This window comes from Euhalothece natronophila Z-M001 (assembly GCF_007904085.1).
In the GTDB taxonomy this organism is placed as follows: Bacteria; Cyanobacteriota; Cyanobacteriia; order Cyanobacteriales; family Rubidibacteraceae; genus Halothece; species Halothece natronophila.
In genome coordinates this window covers 2,839,544-2,855,629 of sequence record NZ_CP042326.1, presented here as the reverse complement: position 1 = coordinate 2,855,629, position 16,086 = coordinate 2,839,544, and the positions used below count along the sequence as shown (strand labels likewise).

Annotated in this window: 14 protein-coding genes; 7 read left to right on the top strand and 7 right to left on the bottom strand. The window is 41.2% G+C overall.

What is annotated here, in order from left to right:
- The first annotated feature begins 1 nt into the window (after position 1).
- The gene (locus FRE64_RS14105) at positions 2-1,363 is read left to right on the top strand and encodes a folate/biopterin family MFS transporter (protein ID WP_146296812.1); all 1,362 of its coding nucleotides are present in this window, start codon (positions 2-4) and stop codon (positions 1,361-1,363) included.
- 100 nt (positions 1,364-1,463) lie between these two features.
- On the opposite strand, the gene clpX is transcribed toward FRE64_RS14105, so the two are convergent.
- From clpX to tig, 3 genes are all read right to left on the bottom strand, one after another.
- Positions 1,464-2,795: an ATP-dependent protease ATP-binding subunit ClpX gene (clpX, locus tag FRE64_RS14100; protein ID WP_146296811.1), complete on the bottom strand. Its 1,332-nt coding sequence runs from the start codon at positions 2,793-2,795 to the stop codon at positions 1,464-1,466.
- 34 nt (positions 2,796-2,829) lie between these two features.
- On the bottom strand, positions 2,830-3,492 hold the full coding sequence (gene clpP / locus FRE64_RS14095; protein ID WP_281286909.1) for an ATP-dependent Clp endopeptidase proteolytic subunit ClpP: 663 nt from the start codon (positions 3,490-3,492) through the stop codon (positions 2,830-2,832).
- A 72-nt stretch (positions 3,493-3,564) separates the two neighbouring features.
- Positions 3,565-4,944 (bottom strand): trigger factor, encoded by a 1,380-nt coding sequence (tig, locus tag FRE64_RS14090; protein WP_146296809.1) that lies wholly within the window; start codon positions 4,942-4,944, stop codon positions 3,565-3,567.
- A gap of 261 nt (positions 4,945-5,205) precedes the next feature.
- Between tig and FRE64_RS14085 the strand changes: the two genes are divergently transcribed.
- The 3 genes from FRE64_RS14085 to FRE64_RS14075 all read left to right on the top strand — a co-directional run bounded on the left by FRE64_RS14085 (position 5,206) and on the right by FRE64_RS14075 (position 9,147).
- Positions 5,206-6,249, top strand: coding sequence for an aspartate-semialdehyde dehydrogenase (locus tag FRE64_RS14085; protein ID WP_186708852.1), 1,044 nt, complete (start codon positions 5,206-5,208; stop codon positions 6,247-6,249).
- A gap of 29 nt (positions 6,250-6,278) precedes the next feature.
- Positions 6,279-7,169: a 4-hydroxy-tetrahydrodipicolinate synthase gene (gene dapA, locus FRE64_RS14080; RefSeq protein WP_146296807.1), complete on the top strand. Its 891-nt coding sequence runs from the start codon at positions 6,279-6,281 to the stop codon at positions 7,167-7,169.
- A 118-nt stretch (positions 7,170-7,287) separates the two neighbouring features.
- The gene (locus FRE64_RS14075; RefSeq protein WP_146296806.1) at positions 7,288-9,147 is read left to right on the top strand and encodes a ribonuclease J; all 1,860 of its coding nucleotides are present in this window, start codon (positions 7,288-7,290) and stop codon (positions 9,145-9,147) included.
- Positions 9,148-9,183: 36 nt separating this feature from the next.
- On the opposite strand, the gene FRE64_RS14070 is transcribed toward FRE64_RS14075, so the two are convergent.
- From FRE64_RS14070 to FRE64_RS14060, 3 genes are all read right to left on the bottom strand, one after another.
- Complete coding sequence (locus tag FRE64_RS14070; RefSeq protein ID WP_146296805.1) at positions 9,184-10,071, bottom strand: ParA family protein; 888 nt, start codon at positions 10,069-10,071, stop codon at positions 9,184-9,186.
- Positions 10,072-10,503: 432 nt separating this feature from the next.
- Positions 10,504-11,205, bottom strand: a complete 702-nt coding sequence (locus FRE64_RS14065; protein ID WP_246140330.1) for a DUF3226 domain-containing protein — start codon at positions 11,203-11,205, stop codon at positions 10,504-10,506.
- A 2-nt stretch (positions 11,206-11,207) separates the two neighbouring features.
- Positions 11,208-12,323, bottom strand: coding sequence for an AAA family ATPase (locus FRE64_RS14060; RefSeq protein ID WP_246140440.1), 1,116 nt, complete (start codon positions 12,321-12,323; stop codon positions 11,208-11,210).
- A 76-nt stretch (positions 12,324-12,399) separates the two neighbouring features.
- Between FRE64_RS14060 and FRE64_RS18335 the strand changes: the two genes are divergently transcribed.
- The 3 genes from FRE64_RS18335 (at position 12,400) to FRE64_RS14050 (ending at position 14,877) form a co-directional block, all read left to right on the top strand.
- Complete coding sequence (locus FRE64_RS18335; RefSeq protein WP_390622233.1) at positions 12,400-12,888, top strand: helix-turn-helix domain-containing protein; 489 nt, start codon at positions 12,400-12,402, stop codon at positions 12,886-12,888.
- Between the two features lie 5 nt (positions 12,889-12,893).
- The gene (locus FRE64_RS18330) at positions 12,894-13,469 is read left to right on the top strand and encodes an IS630 family transposase (RefSeq protein ID WP_390622272.1); all 576 of its coding nucleotides are present in this window, start codon (positions 12,894-12,896) and stop codon (positions 13,467-13,469) included.
- Between the two features lie 88 nt (positions 13,470-13,557).
- Complete coding sequence (locus tag FRE64_RS14050) at positions 13,558-14,877, top strand: IS701 family transposase (RefSeq protein ID WP_146297260.1); 1,320 nt, start codon at positions 13,558-13,560, stop codon at positions 14,875-14,877.
- A gap of 175 nt (positions 14,878-15,052) precedes the next feature.
- Here FRE64_RS14050 and FRE64_RS14045 read toward each other — a convergent pair whose 3' ends face one another.
- Positions 15,053-16,069, bottom strand: a complete 1,017-nt coding sequence (locus FRE64_RS14045; RefSeq protein ID WP_146296803.1) for a methyltransferase — start codon at positions 16,067-16,069, stop codon at positions 15,053-15,055.
- Between the last annotated feature and the right edge of the window lie 17 nt (positions 16,070-16,086).

The following is a 16,086-nucleotide window of genomic DNA, read 5'->3' as shown; positions in this document are numbered from 1 at the left end:
TATGGGCATTTCTACCACCTCTCCCAGTAAGGGAATTAAAACCCAACTGAGAAACTTCTTTAAAGACAAGCTCTTTTTAGGGAATGATCCTACCCCAGAACTACTCGCCATTGTCAGTGTTTACGTGGTGCGAGGTGTCCTAAATCTTGCCCGATTAGCGGTTAGTTTTTTCCTTAAAGATGATTTAGGCTTAAGTCCTGCCGAAGTTTCAGCATTAACAGGGGTGGCAGTATTGCCTTGGGTAATTAAACCCTTATTTGGCTTTCTCTCGGATGGATTTCCCATTTTTGGCTATCGTCGTCGCCCTTATTTGGTATTCTCAGGCTTTCTGGGAACTGCTGCTTGGCTAGCCTTGGCAACCTTTGTGGATAATGCTTTCATGGCAACCATTGCCATTTTAATGAGTTCAGCGTCTATTGCAATTAGTGATGTTATTGTTGATTCCCAAGTGGTGGAACGGGCGCGAGAAGAGTCTTTAGCTAATGCTGGATCCTTACAATCTCTTAGTTGGGGCGCTTCAGCTTTAGGCGGTTTAATTACTGCTTATTTTAGTGGCTGGTTACTGGAATTATTTACCCCAAAAACTGTTTTTGCGATTACATCAGTATTTCCCTTAGTCTTCTCAGGAGTAGCGTGGCTAATTACAGAAACCCCGATTCCAAAAGAACAGCGAGAGAGCTTAGCATTGTTGAAAAATGTCAAGGGGCAAGTTACCCAACTTTGGCAAGCAATCACCCAAAAACAAATTTTACTCCCGACAATTTTTATTTTTCTCTGGCAATCTACTCCCGGTTCAGATTCAGCAATATTCTTTTTTATGACTAATGAATTAGGATTTGAAGCAGAATTTTTAGGACGAGTGCGGCTTGTGAGTAGCTTCGCTTCTTTGGCTGGAGTTTGGATATTTCAACGCTTTTTAAAGACAATTCCTTTTCGGCAAGTTTTTGTTTGGAGTACCATTACTTCTGCTGTATTAGGAATGAGTGTTTTGTTATTAGTGACTCATGCTAATCGCGCATTAGGAATTGATGATTATTGGTTTAGTTTAGGGGATAACTTAATTCTAAGTGTTGTGGGAGAAATTGCATTTATGCCCATTTTAGTTTTATCAGCACGATTATGCCCTCCTGGAATAGAAGCGACTTTATTTGCTTTATTAATGTCAATTTTTAATCTAGCAGGGTTTTTGTCTCACGAATTAGGAGGGTTATTAACTTACCTTTTAGGCGTTACAGAAAATAATTTTGATCGGCTCTGGTTATTAGTGGTTTTAACTAATGTTTCTACTTTACTGCCATTACCTTTAATTAATCTTTTACCGGCAGAAGACCCAAAAACAAGTAGTAAACAAAGTCTCTCTTAATACAATCTTGGGATAATAACAAGAGGCTCTTCCTTAGCATTAATGTGGCAAAGTGCTCCCCTGTTGGGATTTTGCAGACAACAGAGGAGAGTTTTTTCTCTTAAGCGGACTCAGGTTTCGGTAAAGAAGAGGGATGAAGTAATAACTCAGCAGTAGAGCGTTTTTCTACCATATCTCGCGTAATTTCACACTTTTGGATATCTTGGCGAGAGGGTAAATCATACATGACATCAAGCATGATTTCTTCAATGATCCCCCGTAAGGCTCTTGCTCCTGTTTTACGGCGATTGGCTTCTTGCGCGATCGCGCGGAGAGCGTCTTCGGTAAATTCTAACTCAATGTCATCCATCCCCAACAGTTTCTGATACTGTTTCACAAGGGCATTCCGTGGCTGAGTCAAAATGGAAATTAACGCTTCTTCGTCTAAGGGTTCAATTACCGCAGAAACAGGAATCCGTCCTACAAACTCAGGAATCATGCCAAACTTAATAAAATCATCTGGCTGTAGATGTTGCAAGATATTGGCGGTGCGTTTTTCTTTGGTGATGGTTTCTCCTTCTTCTCCGTGAATAAAGCCAATGGACTTGCGACCCATACGCTGTTCCACCACTTTATCCAGTCCCACAAATGCGCCACCGCATATAAATAGGATGTTACTGGTATCAATCTGAATACAGTCTTGATAAGGATGTTTACGTCCTCCCTGTGGCGGCACATTGGCAACAGTTCCCTCTAACATTTTTAAGAGGGCTTGTTGTACGCCTTCTCCCGAAACATCACGGGTAATGGAAGTATTTTCACTTTTGCGAGCTACTTTATCAATTTCATCAATGTAGATGATGCCGCGTTGGGCTTTTTGAATATCGGAGTCAGCCACTTGTAATAAGCGCAACAGGATATTTTCCACATCCTCTCCCACATAGCCCGCTTCAGTGAGTGTAGTGGCATCAGCAACGGCAAATGGCACATCTAGAATCTCAGCCAAGGTTTGGGCTAAAAGGGTTTTACCACAGCCAGTGGGGCCAATTAATAGAATGTTAGATTTTTGTAATTGCACCCCTGTATCTTGGTCAGAATAGCCTTCTTCTAAAAGACTGAGACGCTTGTAGTGATTATAAACCGCCACTGAAAGGACTTTTTTTGCCTCTTCTTGACCAATCACATAGTCATCAAGATGGCGTTTAATCTCTTTGGGTTTCAGAATTTGGTTAAAGGAGATTTGACTTGACTCCTGCTGTTTTTCTTCTTCTGTGGGAGCCACTGCACCCCTAGAACGACCAGTGGGTTCAATTAACTCATCATCCAAAATCTCGTTACATAATTCTACACATTCATCGCAGATATAAACCCCTGGGCCAGCGATTAATTTCCGAACTTGTTCTTGGGATTTGCCACAAAAGGAGCATTTTAAGTGGGAGTCAAATTTAGACATAGTTAATACCTGAGTCTGCTTGATTTTAGAGGGTCTAACTGGCAGCCACTTCCCTAGGGGAACGAGTCTGCGAGGAAATCACTTGGTCAATTAAGCCATATTCTACCGCTTCGGTTGCGGACATATAGAAATCGCGATCGGTGTCTTCAGCAATGCGATCTAACGGTTGTCCTGTATGGTGAGCGAGGAGTTCATTAAGGGTATTTTTAAGATAAAGGATCTCCCGCGCTTGAATTTCAATATCCGCCGCTTGTCCTTGCGCGCCCCCTAGAGGCTGGTGAATCATAATCCGCGAGTTGCCCAGAGACATCCGTTTTCCAGCAGCGCCACCAGCGAGGAGAAAAGCCCCCATACTGGCAGCCAGTCCATAACAAATGGTCGCTACATCGGGCTGAATTTGCTGCATGGTGTCATAAATAGCCATGCCAGCATACACGGAACCACCGGGGGAATTGATATATAGTTGAATGTCTTTTTCGGGATCTTCAGCTTCTAAAAAGAGCATTTGAGCGACCACAGAATCAGCAATTTGGTCATCTACGGGCATTCCCAAAAAGACAATCCGCTCACGAAGAAGACGCGAGTAAAGATCAAAGGCACGTTCCCCCATGCCTGATTGTTCTACCACCATGGGAACCACGGTATCTTGAGGTTTGTATTGGGGAGACGCACCACTGACTACATCAGAATCGGGCATTTGGGAGTAAATCATAAATTTCTTCGATTTTTTCGCGGTAAAATTTTAATTTCCTTCTTTCTTTATTATGGCTTATTCATTTGCCTCGTTGGCTTCACTGGCAACGGCTTGTTGTTCGGATTCCTCTTCTTGGCTTTGTAGTGTGCCTTCAGGAACTAACTCTACTTCCACTTGCTCCCGTAGCCATTCTAAGGTTTTTTCTTGACGGAGATCTTCTTCTACATATTCATTGAGTCGTTCCTCTTCATAGTCTTGTTGTTGATCTTCAAGTTGTTTGCGAACTTCCTCAGCTTTATTACTAATTTCTTCAGGGGTAGGTTCAAGCCCTTCTTGTTTGGAAATTTCGACTAAGATGGAACTTTGTTTGATGCGAGCAATGGCATCAGGGCGCGATCGCTGTTTCATTTGCTCGACCATTTCTTTGGTCATCATTTGCCGCACATCAATGCCATACTGTGCCATTTGCATTGCCGTTTGAGTGATGATCGTTTGTAGTTCCTGTTCGATCATCGTTTCAGGCAATTCCATTTCTGTTTGCTCAATCAAAGCCTGAACAATGGCTTGCTCGATATTACTCTTAGTTTGCTCTTGTGCTTGTTCTTCATATTGTTTACTTAGGGCTTCTCGCCACTCCGCTAAACTGGAATGTTCTCCAACATCTTCGGCAAACTCATCATCGAGTTCGGGCAATTCTTTTGCTTTTAATTCTTTCAGCGTGACGGTAAAGTTAACGGTTTGTCCAGCTAAATCTTCTCTGGCGTAGTCTTCAGGGAAGGTAACAGGAATTTCTTTGGTTTCCCCAGCATTCATCCCCACAATGCCTTCCACCATACCTGCAATGAACTTGCCTTCTTCTAATTCCAGTTCAAAGTCAGTGGCTTGTGCGCCTTCAATGGCTTCTCCACTTTCAGCAAAACGCCCTTCGTAGTCAATAATCGCCGTATCCCCCATTTGAGCCGCGCGATCTTCGACTGGCGCGAGAGTGGCTTCTTCTTCCCGTTTTTCTTGTAAATAATTTTCTACTTTTTCGGGATCAGCTTTAACTTCCTCTGCTTGCACTTTTAAGTTTTTATAGTCACCGAGTTGAATTTCTGGGGGAACATCCACAGAGGCTTTAAAGGTTAAGGGTTCCCCAGGATTATATTGTTGGGAAAGTTCTTCAAATTGAGAAATAAGTTGATAATTCCCTAACGCATCCACATTAGCTTCCTTAACGGCTTCATCAATGGACGGCTGTAATAGTTCTTCTAAAGCAGCCGCTTTTAAGCGTTGTTTGCCAAATCGTTGTACTAAAACTTGGCGAGGAACTTTTCCTTTCCGAAATCCTGGAATGTTCGCCGACTGTTTTAACTCTTTTAGTACCTTTTCGTAGGCTTTTTTAGTTTGATCCCCTGGAACTTCAATTTCAAGACTGACTTGGCTATCGGGGAGTTTTTCTTGGGTAACTTTCATATAACGTTAATTGTAATGATTCACTAGGTTGTACAAGAGACAAACGCAATAGTAAGCTAGGGTGAGAATCGAGAGACATTTGCTAGTTTAACGAGATCATTAAACCAAAGACAAAGTCCGACTCGTTATTGTAGCATTGCCAAACACAGTGTACAGTGGAAGAAAGTATATTTATTTTTCAGTCTATAATTTTTGATATTTCTTTCCTTAAATAAAATCATTATCTGTACAACTGTTAAGTGAATCTTGGAGGTTAATCATTTGTCAGAGGGAATACGAGTTGCTATTTTAGGCGCGACTGGGGCTGTGGGAACTGAATTAATACAGCTTTTAGAAGAGCGAGCGTTTCCAGTATCACAATTAAAACTACTAGCCTCGCCTCGTTCAGCAGGAAAAACGATTTCCTTTCGAGGGGAAGCTTTAACTATAGAAGCAGTGAGTGCTGAGGCTTTTCAGGATGTAGATTTAGTTTTGGCATCTGCTGGTGGATCAACCAGTAAGGCTTGGGCGCAAACCATTGTTGATGCTGGGGCGGTATTAGTGGATAATTCTAGTGCCTTTCGCATGGATGAAACGGTTCCCCTGATTGTTCCAGAAATCAATCCGCAAGCGGCTGCCCAACATCAAGGAATCATTGCGAACCCGAATTGCACAACGATTTTAATGGGATTGGCAATTTTTCCGTTACATCAAATTCAGCCCATTCAACGGTTAATTGTTGCCACTTATCAGTCAGCTTCTGGCGCTGGCGCACAAGCGATGGCGGAAGTGAAAGCGCAAGCCAGAGCCATTCTCAATGAGGAAACACCCCCCACTGACGCTTTTCCGTATCCTCTTGCCTTTAATGTCTTTCCCCATAATTCTCCCTTAACCGAACAAGGGTATTGCCAAGAAGAAATGAAAATGGTAAAAGAAACAAGGAAGATTTTTGATGCACCAGAGTTGCGGATTAGTGCTACTTGTATCCGCGTCCCTGTATTAAGAGCGCACTCCGAGGCAATTAATTTAGAGTTTGCCGAGCCATTTCCTGTGGGGAAAGCCAAGGAAGTCTTATCCCAAGCGCCTGGGGTAGAAGTGCGAGAAGATTGGGAGAACAATTATTTTCCCATGCCCAATGAAGCCACTGGCAAGGATGAGGTATTTGTGGGACGCATTCGCCAAGACATCTCCCACCCCTGTGGGTTAGAGTTATGGTTAAGTGGGGATCAAATTCGCAAAGGTGCTGCCCTCAATGCGGTGCAAATTGCTGAGTTGCTCGTAAAAGATCAGTTATTGCCAACAACAGAAAAGGCTGTGTCAGTGTAAGAAAACGAGAAAGATTAGAAAAAACAACAATGACAAGTGTGGATTTTGGACAAGTGCTAACGGCGATGGTAACGCCTTTTACTGCAGAAGGAGAGGTCAATTATGCTGTCGCAGAGAAGTTAGCAGATTATTTGATCAATAATGGAACGGAAACAGTGGTTGTCTGTGGCACAACTGGAGAGTCTCCCACCCTAACTTGGGAAGAAGAGTATGAGTTATTCCAAGTGGTGCAAAAAGCAGTGGGAAATCGCGGGAAAGTGATGGCGGGAACGGGATCTAATTGTACCCATGAGGCGATCGCTGCCACGACAAAAGCGGCAAAATTGGGATTAGATGGCAGTTTGCAAGTAGTTCCCTATTACAGTAAGCCCCCACAAGCAGGCTTATATCAACATTTTAGCGCGATCGCGCAGGCAAGCCCTGACCTGCCAATGATGCTTTATAATATCCCTGGGCGTACTGGGAAAAATTTAGAGGTAGAAACTGTTGCCAAACTCGCTAAACTGGATAATGTGGTTGCCATTAAAGAAGCCAGTGGCGATTTAGATCAAGTTTCGGAAATCCGTACCGTTACGCCTCCAGAATTTGGCATCTATTCAGGAGATGATTCTTTAACGCTTCCCCTCCTCGCTGTAGGTGGAACAGGGGTTGTTAGTATTGCCAGCCATTTAGTTGGCTTACAACTGCAAGAAATGATTACTGCTTTTAAGAATGGTAAACTAGGAGTAGCGCAACAATATCATCTGAAATTATTTCCCTTATTCCGAGGGCTATTTTTATCAACGAATCCGATTCCCGTGAAAACTGCCCTGAAGCTACAAGGCTGGGATGTAGGAACGCTGCGATCGCCACTTTCGGAGTTACCAGCAGAGGTAGAAACACAATTAAAAGATGTTTTAACCAACTTATCGTTACTTTAATTATTATTTTTAAATCTCACCCATTATATAAGTTTTATTTGTCAGGGAATTAATCATTTTTCCCCGAAAATAAGGATTTTTTCTATTAATTGTTCACTAACACAAGGAAACATCATCTATGACTCAAAACGGATCACAATCAAACTTGCGAATTATTCCCCTCGGCGGTTTACACGAAATTGGCAAGAATACCTGCATCTTTGAATACAACGATGAAATGATGTTACTCGATGCAGGAATTGGTTTTCCCAATGAAGATATGCACGGGATTAATGTGGTTATACCCGACATGACCTATTTACGGGAAAACAGCCATAAAATTAAGGGCATGATTGTCACCCACGGACATGAAGACCATATTGGGGGCATTGTTTATCATCTCAAACAGTTTGATATTCCTGTGATTTATGGACCCCGTCTTGCCCTTGCTTTACTACAAAACAAGCTAGAAGAAGCTGGAATTGCAGATCGCACCGTCTTAAAACCTGTACAGCCTCGGGAAACGGTGAAAGTGGGCGGTTCTTTTTCCATTGAATTTATTCGCAATACTCACTCCATCGCGGATAGTTGCTGTGTTGCAATTACAACTCCCCTTGGTGTGGTGATTCATACTGGCGACTTTAAGGTGGATCATACGCCTGTTGATGGAGAACATTTTGATTTTCATCGTCTTGCAGAATATGGGGAAAAAGGGGTTTTATGCTTATTAAGTGACTCCACCAACGCCGAAAGTCCAGGGCATACCCCCTCAGAAAACTCTGTACGACCGAATCTGAGTCGTATCTTTTCCGAAGCAGACGGACGAGTCTTAGTGACAACGTTTGCCTCTTCTGTGCATCGCGTGCGGATCATTTTAGAATTAGCAGAAAAACATAACCGTGTGGTGGGCGTTGTTGGGCGATCTATGTTAAATGTCATTGACCATGCCCGTAATCTCGGCTATATCAAGTGTCGGGATGATTTATTTGTTCCCATGAAAGAGTTAAATAAATATCCTGATGAACGGGTGGTAATTCTGACAACTGGGTCACAAGGAGAATTAATGGCAGCGATGACCCGCATTTCTAAAGGAGAACACCATCAGATTCAAATCCGAGAAACTGATACAGTCGTCTTTTCTGCGAACCCTATTCCTGGCAATACTATTGCGGTAGTAAATAGCATTGACCGCTTGATGATGTTAGGGGCAAAAGTGATTTATGGTCGTCAGCAAGGCATTCATGTTTCTGGGCATGGATCGCAAGAAGATCATAAATTAATGCTGGCGTTAACTAAACCGAAGTTTTTTGTTCCTTTCCACGGGGAACATCGGATGCTGGTTAAACACGCTGAAATGGCACATCAAATGGGGATTCCGAAAGAAAATACCGTCATTATTAATAATGGTGATGTGGTGGAAGTTTCTCCCGATAAAATTGAAGTCACGGAACAAGTGCAGTCAGGGATTGAATTAGTGGATCATTCTGGTGTAGTTCACAAAGATATTATGAGTGAACGGCAACAGTTAGCTGTGGATGGCTTGATTACTGTGGCAGTTGCTGTGGGGTTAGATGGCAAAGTTTTAGCCCAACCAGAAGTGAACTTACGTGGGGTGGTTACTCCCATTGAACCAGCAAAGATTAACCAAATGATTCTCCGCAGTGTGGAACAAAGTATTAGTAAATACTGGAGTCATTTGGCGACAACTGGCAATGGAACACCTTTACAAAAAGAGATTAACTGGAGTGAACTTAAAGTAGAAATTGAGGGCGGTTTAAAACGTTTAGTGCGACGAGAGTTGAAGAGTCAACCCACTGCAATTTGTTTATTACAAACCCCTGAGGATCACTCAGCGAAGCCCAAAACCAATGGCACAAGTCTAAATGGTGATAAGCCGAAGCCTGTAAAAACTAAAAGCAATAATGGCAATGGCACAGCTGTGAAAAAAGATTTTCATGGTCGCCGTCGTCGTCGTCGCTCTGCCTCTGTTTCTTCTTAAGTGAAAGAAAAAGGGAAGGAAATTTGTTTCTTCCCTTTACATTTTTTTTAAAAGCTCCTCAGTTAAGTTGACAAAGGCTTTTGCTCCACTACAATTCGGCATTGCTAAAACTGCGGGAGTAAACATATCCACAGCTTTGGCTACATTAACATCCATAGGAATTTGTTGTTGAAAAACTTGTTCTGGGGTAAAGTCTTGTTCAATTCTTTGCATGACTTGCTTGTAATAGCGACCAAACAAGCCCCCTGCTGATAAAACAAAAACAATTCCTAATAACCTTAAATTTTTTAGCTGTTCCGATTGAGTTGTTTCATTATTTTTTAGGCGGTTAATGCGTTTTTCTAGGAGTTGAATCCCAATTAGGGACAAAGGTTCAGGACGCGCAGGAAGAATATAAAAATTACTAGCAGCAATGCCACTGCGAGTTAATAGGTTATATCCCGGCGCACAATCCATAATAATAAAATCATAGTCATTAATGACAGGCTCAAGAATTTTTTTGACTAAAGTGGCTTCAAAATTATCCCATGCCTGATTAAAATCTTGGTCTGAATTAGAAACAGCTTCTTCATGAAGTTTTTTAGAAACCAAATACTCATCATAAAGTTCAATATCGCCGGCGAGTAACTCTAAACCACTGATCCCGCAAACTTGAGATTGAATTAAATCTGGCGTTCCATACTTACGACGAATATTGGGGCGAACAATTTTATCAATTAAATAACTGAGAGTACGACGATTGCGACGAACTTTACTAAACTCTTGAGGTGGTATTAAGCTCAGAGTAGCACTAATTTGTGAGTCTAAATCAACGACTAAAACTCGTTTTTGATGATGTTTCGCTAAACAAGTTGCAATATTAACTGTGAGGGTTGTTTTTCCTACCCCTCCTTTCATATTAACGGTACTAATGACAGTTCCCATTGTATTTTCTACTGGCTACGCGTGGGCGAAATATGGACACAGTCCAATCGCGTCTAGCCTACCATTAAACTAGGAGTTGTTGATAGCGACCCAGTCAATTGCTCTGATATATAGTGATTCCAAATAAAAAACAGCAGCTTAAAAGTAGTGGGAGCATCTTGCTCCCTAGTAGCAGCCAAGATGGCTGCACTACGGAACTGCATTGGAACGACTATAGTTTTTTTTGAGATTACAAATCATTTGATATCCTCCCCTGCCTAAAGGCTAGGGGATTCAAATTCAGTAATCGCTTACTGAAACCTCCTCTCTGAACGAGGGTTACTAGGCTGACCGCTTAACAGCTAGTCATACATCCATCTGGAAACCAGACACCCTGCCAGTTCAGGGTTAGTCGTTACTTTCTGGGGGACTCCCAGTAGGCGACTGTTAACGTCACGCCAAAATTTTATCACAGAACGTCTTAAAAGACGGGGTTTTAAACCCGTGATTTTTAGATAACTGCTTAAACCAATTCACAAAAGATTGGGCTTGGGGATGGGTTGGATCAAGAATTTTCTGCTTAACAGCATCGTGCAATTGTCTTCCAGGGGGATTTTGCCATGCTAACCAAGTATAAATTGATGCCTTATCAAAATGAGAATTAATAAATTGAGCCCCTTTATGTTGAGCATCCTCAGCTACCTCTTGAGCATATTGCCAAAGTGGTTCACTGTCATTGGGGATAAGGTAGGTTAAGAAAGTTTCTAGCATCCCTTCAGTTTCATTGTCAGGCATGATCCAAACGCCAAACCTAATGCCAGAAGTAGTGGTGTAGATTAAGCCTCTTTCTGGTAAATTTTTAGGCAGATCGGGAATACTTTTCAAACAAGCATTTCTTACACTTTCCCAGCGTGTATTCAAGCTATCATCTGCATCAATCATTAATCCAAGGGCTTTGAGTCCAGATGCTTTGAGTTCAGTGGAAATAAACGTTGTATCTGCGAAAGTATCATTGCCATAGGCTTCAATGCTAACCACTGCTTCTTCTTTGGTTTCTCCCCATGGAATCCCATTGGCTTCAATAAGCTGTGGTATTACTCTTTTATCCTCTTCACCTTCCACAATCAATTTATTGGGTTGATATCCACTGGGCATGATTAGCGTACCTCAATCCCCCGATTAGCAGCAGTGACAATTTCATCTTCACTAAAAGCAACTCCTATCTCCTTATTTTTCTCTATTCTTTGAATGGTGATTCCATGTTCTGTTGTGTCTTCTTCATTGGCAATAGTGGCTAGGCTTGTCCAACAATCATTGCTGTGGGTGGTAGCAAAAACTTGCACATTAAGTCTTTTTGCTGTTTCCCAAACTAATTTCCACATATCAGACATTGCTGTAAAGTGTAATCCGGTGTCGATTTCATCAACTAATAAAACCCCATTAGCTGCGTCAACAGTTGCTAGTGCTAGACCTAGAATGCGCCAAATTCCATCTCCCATACTGCCAATTGGTATGCGCTGATTACTATCACTGAAGCGGATCATAAATCCTTCTCGCGCTTCGGAATACTTATATCTTTCAGAACTAAGTGGCGCAATGCGTATAATTCTAGGCTCAATTGTCTGAAGAGCCTCAACAACTAAGTCTTCTTCATCAGTTAAAACGACTTGATCAAATAAACTAACCATTTCAGAAGCTGTAAGCGCTGCTGAAGTAATAAACTGTGTTTTAGTACCACTTTTTTTAAGAGCCCCCATAAGAGCCCCCACAGCTTTTAACCTACGAAAATAATCATAGGATAATCCTCCATTACTGGATAAAGGGCGTTTCCAATGCTTATATTCTTCTCCAGATATCCATTCAAGTCTAAAGTCGAGAGCCTGAAAATCATCTAAAAGGTTATCTTCACTGTCGCTGAGAGAATCATCGCCATCAAATTGTTCATCTTCATGATGAACTCCGATGGATGCACGAAGTTCCTCTTCTTGCCCGTTTTCATCTAAGCCTGATACTGAAAATTGATCACATGGCTCTATTTTGTGATTATGAAAAAGATGACGAATATCTAACTCTCGTTCTTGTTTATGATCATCATAAAAATATTCACCTCGACTTCTTGTCGTATCAATCAGGGGCTGAAGGTCATTCTGTGAACAGAGTAACCGAATGGCTTCTAATACTGAAGTTTTACCACTATTATTGGTTCCTACTAATAAGTTTAATCGACCAAGATTATGTAGCTCAAAATGTGGAAAATTACGAAAATTTTTAATGGTTACAGTTTTTATATGAAATGGAACTGTGTATGCTACAAATAGAGGGAGAGATTGTTAGTAATCGAGATTAGCTATGGCAGGTGTCATTAAAATTGAGATTGCCGAGTCAGCTCAAGAGCTTAAAAAACAGCTCAACTTCTCCCAAAACAGTGAAGTCAAAGAACGAATCCAAGTCTTGTATTGGCTGAAAACGAACCAAGTCAGAAGTACCGGCGCGCTCGCCTCCCTAATCGGAAAACACCGAACGACAGTATCAAGATGGCTCAGTAAATATCGCAAAGGAGGTCTCAAAGGTCTTTTAGAAGTTAAGAAAAGTCCTGGGCGAGTCCCTAAAATCACGCCATCAGTAGAAAAAAAATTAATCCAAGAACTAGAAGATCCAGAAGGATTTTCTAGTTATAAGGAAATTCAAACATGGCTTCAGTTAATTCAAGATATTGATATTAGTTATAGTGCTGTTCATAAACGAGTCCGCTATGGTTTAGAAGGAAAACTGAAAGTGCCACGTCCAGTTCATAGCAAACAGGAATTGGGAGCACCGGAAGCTTTTAAAAAAAACTAAGTGAAATTGTTACAACCCAACTAGAAGCTAATTCAGAAAAGGTTAAACGATATCAAAACATTAGATATTGGTGCCAAGATGAATCTCGAATCGGGTTAATCACACTTCACGATACAAAAATTACAGGTAAAGGAATTCAACCGACAGGAAAAAAACAGTGGAAGTTTGATTATTTATGGTTGTACGGTTTAGTGGAACCGAGAACGGGAGAGAATTTTTTCAGAGAATTTTCTCATCTTGATGGTCTTTGCTTTGAGCAGTATTTAAGCTGGTTTGCTCAAGAATATCCTGACGATTTACACTTAATACAAGTTGATAACAGTCGTTGCCATACTTGGTTAGAGTTACAACTTCCTGATAATGTCATTTTAATTTTCCAACCACCTTATTCCCCAGAAGTTAATCCCATTGAACGATTATGGCAAGAAATTAAGAAACCTTTGAAATGGGAATTCTTTCCCGATTTAGATGATTTAAGAAAGCGACTTTCCAAAATCTTATCAAAATTAAGTTCTCAAGTGATTACTCAGATCACTGGATGGGACTTTATTCTCAATGCTTTATCTGTAGCAAACATTTAGATATTTCATATAACCCTCTTTTGTCATTTTCCGAGATAAAATGATAAGAAAGGAAAAGTAAGAATAAAGAGGGAAGCGACTGCTCATGATGGATGTAGCTTTACAGATTCGTCAACACCTACCGCGAGACCCAGAACCTACTAGCGCGATCGTAGACAACTATTGTGGTTACTATCAAGACCTGTTTCAAGATGTGAGAAATTATGAATGCTTTAAATTTTTACATTTAGGACTCATCGCACCGATTAAACGAAAATCTCTACCAGAAATTGCCAAAGTCGTCGGGATTACTTCTGCACAATCTCTACATCACTTCCTTGCTAACTCACCTTGGTCAGTAGAACAATTAAGAGAAAGAAGATTACAAAAAACTAAAGAAGCCTTAAAGGGAAAAGCAATCACCGTCATTATTGATGAAACTGGAGATAGAAAGAAGGGAAATCGTACCGATTATGTCGCTAGACAATACTTAGGAAGTTTGGGCAAAATTGACCAAGGAATCGTCTCGGTCAATGCTTATGGAGTGTATCAAGATATCACTTTCCCCTTAAAGTTTAAGGTATTTAAGCCCAAAGGAACTCTCAAACCAGGGGATAAATACCAAACCAAGATTGAATTAGCCATAGAACTGATTCAAGAGTTAATTGATTTTGGCTTTAACATTGACCTAGTTTTAGCAGATAGCTTGTATGGAGAAAGTAGCAATTTCATCAATACTTTAACTCACTATCAGCTCTCCTATGTAGTAGCAATTAGAAGTAATCATAGTGTCCTACTGCCCCCAGGACAAAGGGTAAGAGCCAATAAATGGTGTCAATTTACTCGCACCTTTAGTGATAACAGTTCCGAAACCAGATACATTCGAGAAATTGTTTATGGCAAGAGACGAAAAATCACTTATTGGGATCTCACCACTGACCCAGAAACTTTGCCCAGTAATGGGACCTCTTTTGTTATGACCAATCTTCAAGGGAAGGTCAAGAAAAAACTAGGAGACCTTTACGGTTTAAGAACTTGGGTGGAATATGGATTTCGCCAATGTAAGCAAGAATTGGGTTGGAAAGATTATCGTTTCACCAAGTTTTCTGAGATCGAGAAGTGGTGGGAAATCATTTACTGTGTTTATTTAATGGTGAGCTTACAAACGCCAGGTTTTAGCTCTTTTGAGCAAGATGAAGACAGTGATGATAAGACACAACCATCAACAAGTAATAATTCTCCTCAACATCCCAATTGGAGGAAGGGAAATAGCTGGAAAGATGCCTTACATAACCTACGTTTAGTTATGGAACCATGGTTCTTATTTTGGTTAGTTGTCCCTTGGCTAGAGATGTTTAATAATGACCACTTATTATTGGGGTTTCAGCATTTATTTTCTTCTGTTCATCAAGTTAAAATAGGTTTTTAAGAGTTGATTAGAACTCATTATTTTTTACTTCTTGCTTCGGAAAGTGACAAAAGAGGGATAACATCGGAATCCAACTTTCAAATGACCTATTCAATAACTAAAGCAAGTTTTTCTGTCATTAATGGAGGGCGCGATCGCGCAGTAATCCTTAAGGATTAAAGGCTAATTCATGAGGCTACTTAATGCCAATAACCATGGAATCAGGACCCACTAAATGCTCCACCTGAATTTCACCGAATCCCACTTGACGCATCCATTGAGAACAGTCTGCTCCTGTATAATCAAATCCGCCAGACGTTTCGATCAGCATATTGAGACTCATCAGTAACCCCATGGTATTGTTTTGACGCTCATCATCAATCAAGGCTTCATAAATAATCAGAGCACCCCCTACTGGTAGCGCATCATAGGCTTTTTGTAATAGCATTTGTTTTTCTTGCAAGTTCCAGTCATGGAGAATATGTCCCATTACCAAAACATCAGCAGTTGGTAAGGCATCTTGGAAAAAGTCACCTGGATAAAACATTAAGCGATCATCGAGTCCATGCTGTTTTACATACTTCTCAAATACGGGACGCACTGCAGGCAAGTCAAAATTTCCGCCTTTTAAGTGAGGATGCGCTAAGGCAAGTTGTACAGTGCATCCTCCCTGCGCGCCTCCCACATCAATAAACGTATTATATTTTTGCCAAGGAAATTTCTGGGCGATGGCTTGGGCTGTTGGCACACTAATCCCTGTCATTGCCCCTAGAAACTCTTCTAGTTTTTCTGGGTTACTGTACAAAGCATCAAAGCTATTCACATTGCCACTTTTTGCTTCGTTCTGCGGCTCACCTGTCTTTAAAGCCTCTGTTAGAGAACCCCAGAAAGGATAAAGTCGGTGATTTGCCATCTCTAAGATTCCGCCAATGTAAGAAGATTTATTAGCATCAAGAAATTGATCGGTTTCTGGGCTATTGTGATATAAGCCATCGGAGGTTCGTTGAAGCATTCCTAGAGAGACGAGGGCATCAAGGAAATCTCTAAGACTGCGAGGATGGAGGTTAAGATGCTTTCCAATTGCCTCTGCTGACATGGGTTCCTTAGCCAATTGTGTGAAAAGACCTAATTCAACGGCACTAAGGAGGGTTTTCGCTGCCCAAAATCCCAGACCAATTTGCATAATGCGATCAGGGGTTATATTTTTCTTCATGATGATTTCCTTGGGGG

Excerpts from the sequence above, each read along its gene's own strand:
- clpX (WP_146296811.1), bottom strand. The coding sequence starts at position 2,795 with ATGTCTAAATTTGACTCCCACTTAAAATGCTCCTTTTGTGGCAAATCC.
- FRE64_RS14070 (WP_146296805.1), bottom strand. The coding sequence starts at position 10,071 with ATGGGAACTGTCATTAGTACCGTTAATATGAAAGGAGGGGTAGGAAAA.
- FRE64_RS14075 (WP_146296806.1), top strand. The coding sequence starts at position 7,288 with ATGACTCAAAACGGATCACAATCAAACTTGCGAATTATTCCCCTCGGC.
- dapA (WP_146296807.1), top strand. The coding sequence starts at position 6,279 with ATGACAAGTGTGGATTTTGGACAAGTGCTAACGGCGATGGTAACGCCT.
- clpP (WP_281286909.1), bottom strand. The coding sequence starts at position 3,492 with ATGCCCGATTCTGATGTAGTCAGTGGTGCGTCTCCCCAATACAAACCT.
- FRE64_RS14045 (WP_146296803.1), bottom strand. The coding sequence starts at position 16,069 with ATGAAGAAAAATATAACCCCTGATCGCATTATGCAAATTGGTCTGGGA.
- FRE64_RS14105 (WP_146296812.1), top strand. The coding sequence starts at position 2 with ATGGGCATTTCTACCACCTCTCCCAGTAAGGGAATTAAAACCCAACTG.
- tig (WP_146296809.1), bottom strand. The coding sequence starts at position 4,944 with ATGAAAGTTACCCAAGAAAAACTCCCCGATAGCCAAGTCAGTCTTGAA.
- FRE64_RS14050 (WP_146297260.1), top strand. The coding sequence starts at position 13,558 with ATGGATGTAGCTTTACAGATTCGTCAACACCTACCGCGAGACCCAGAA.
- FRE64_RS14065 (WP_246140330.1), bottom strand. The coding sequence starts at position 11,205 with ATGCCCAGTGGATATCAACCCAATAAATTGATTGTGGAAGGTGAAGAG.
- FRE64_RS18335 (WP_390622233.1), top strand. The coding sequence starts at position 12,400 with ATGGCAGGTGTCATTAAAATTGAGATTGCCGAGTCAGCTCAAGAGCTT.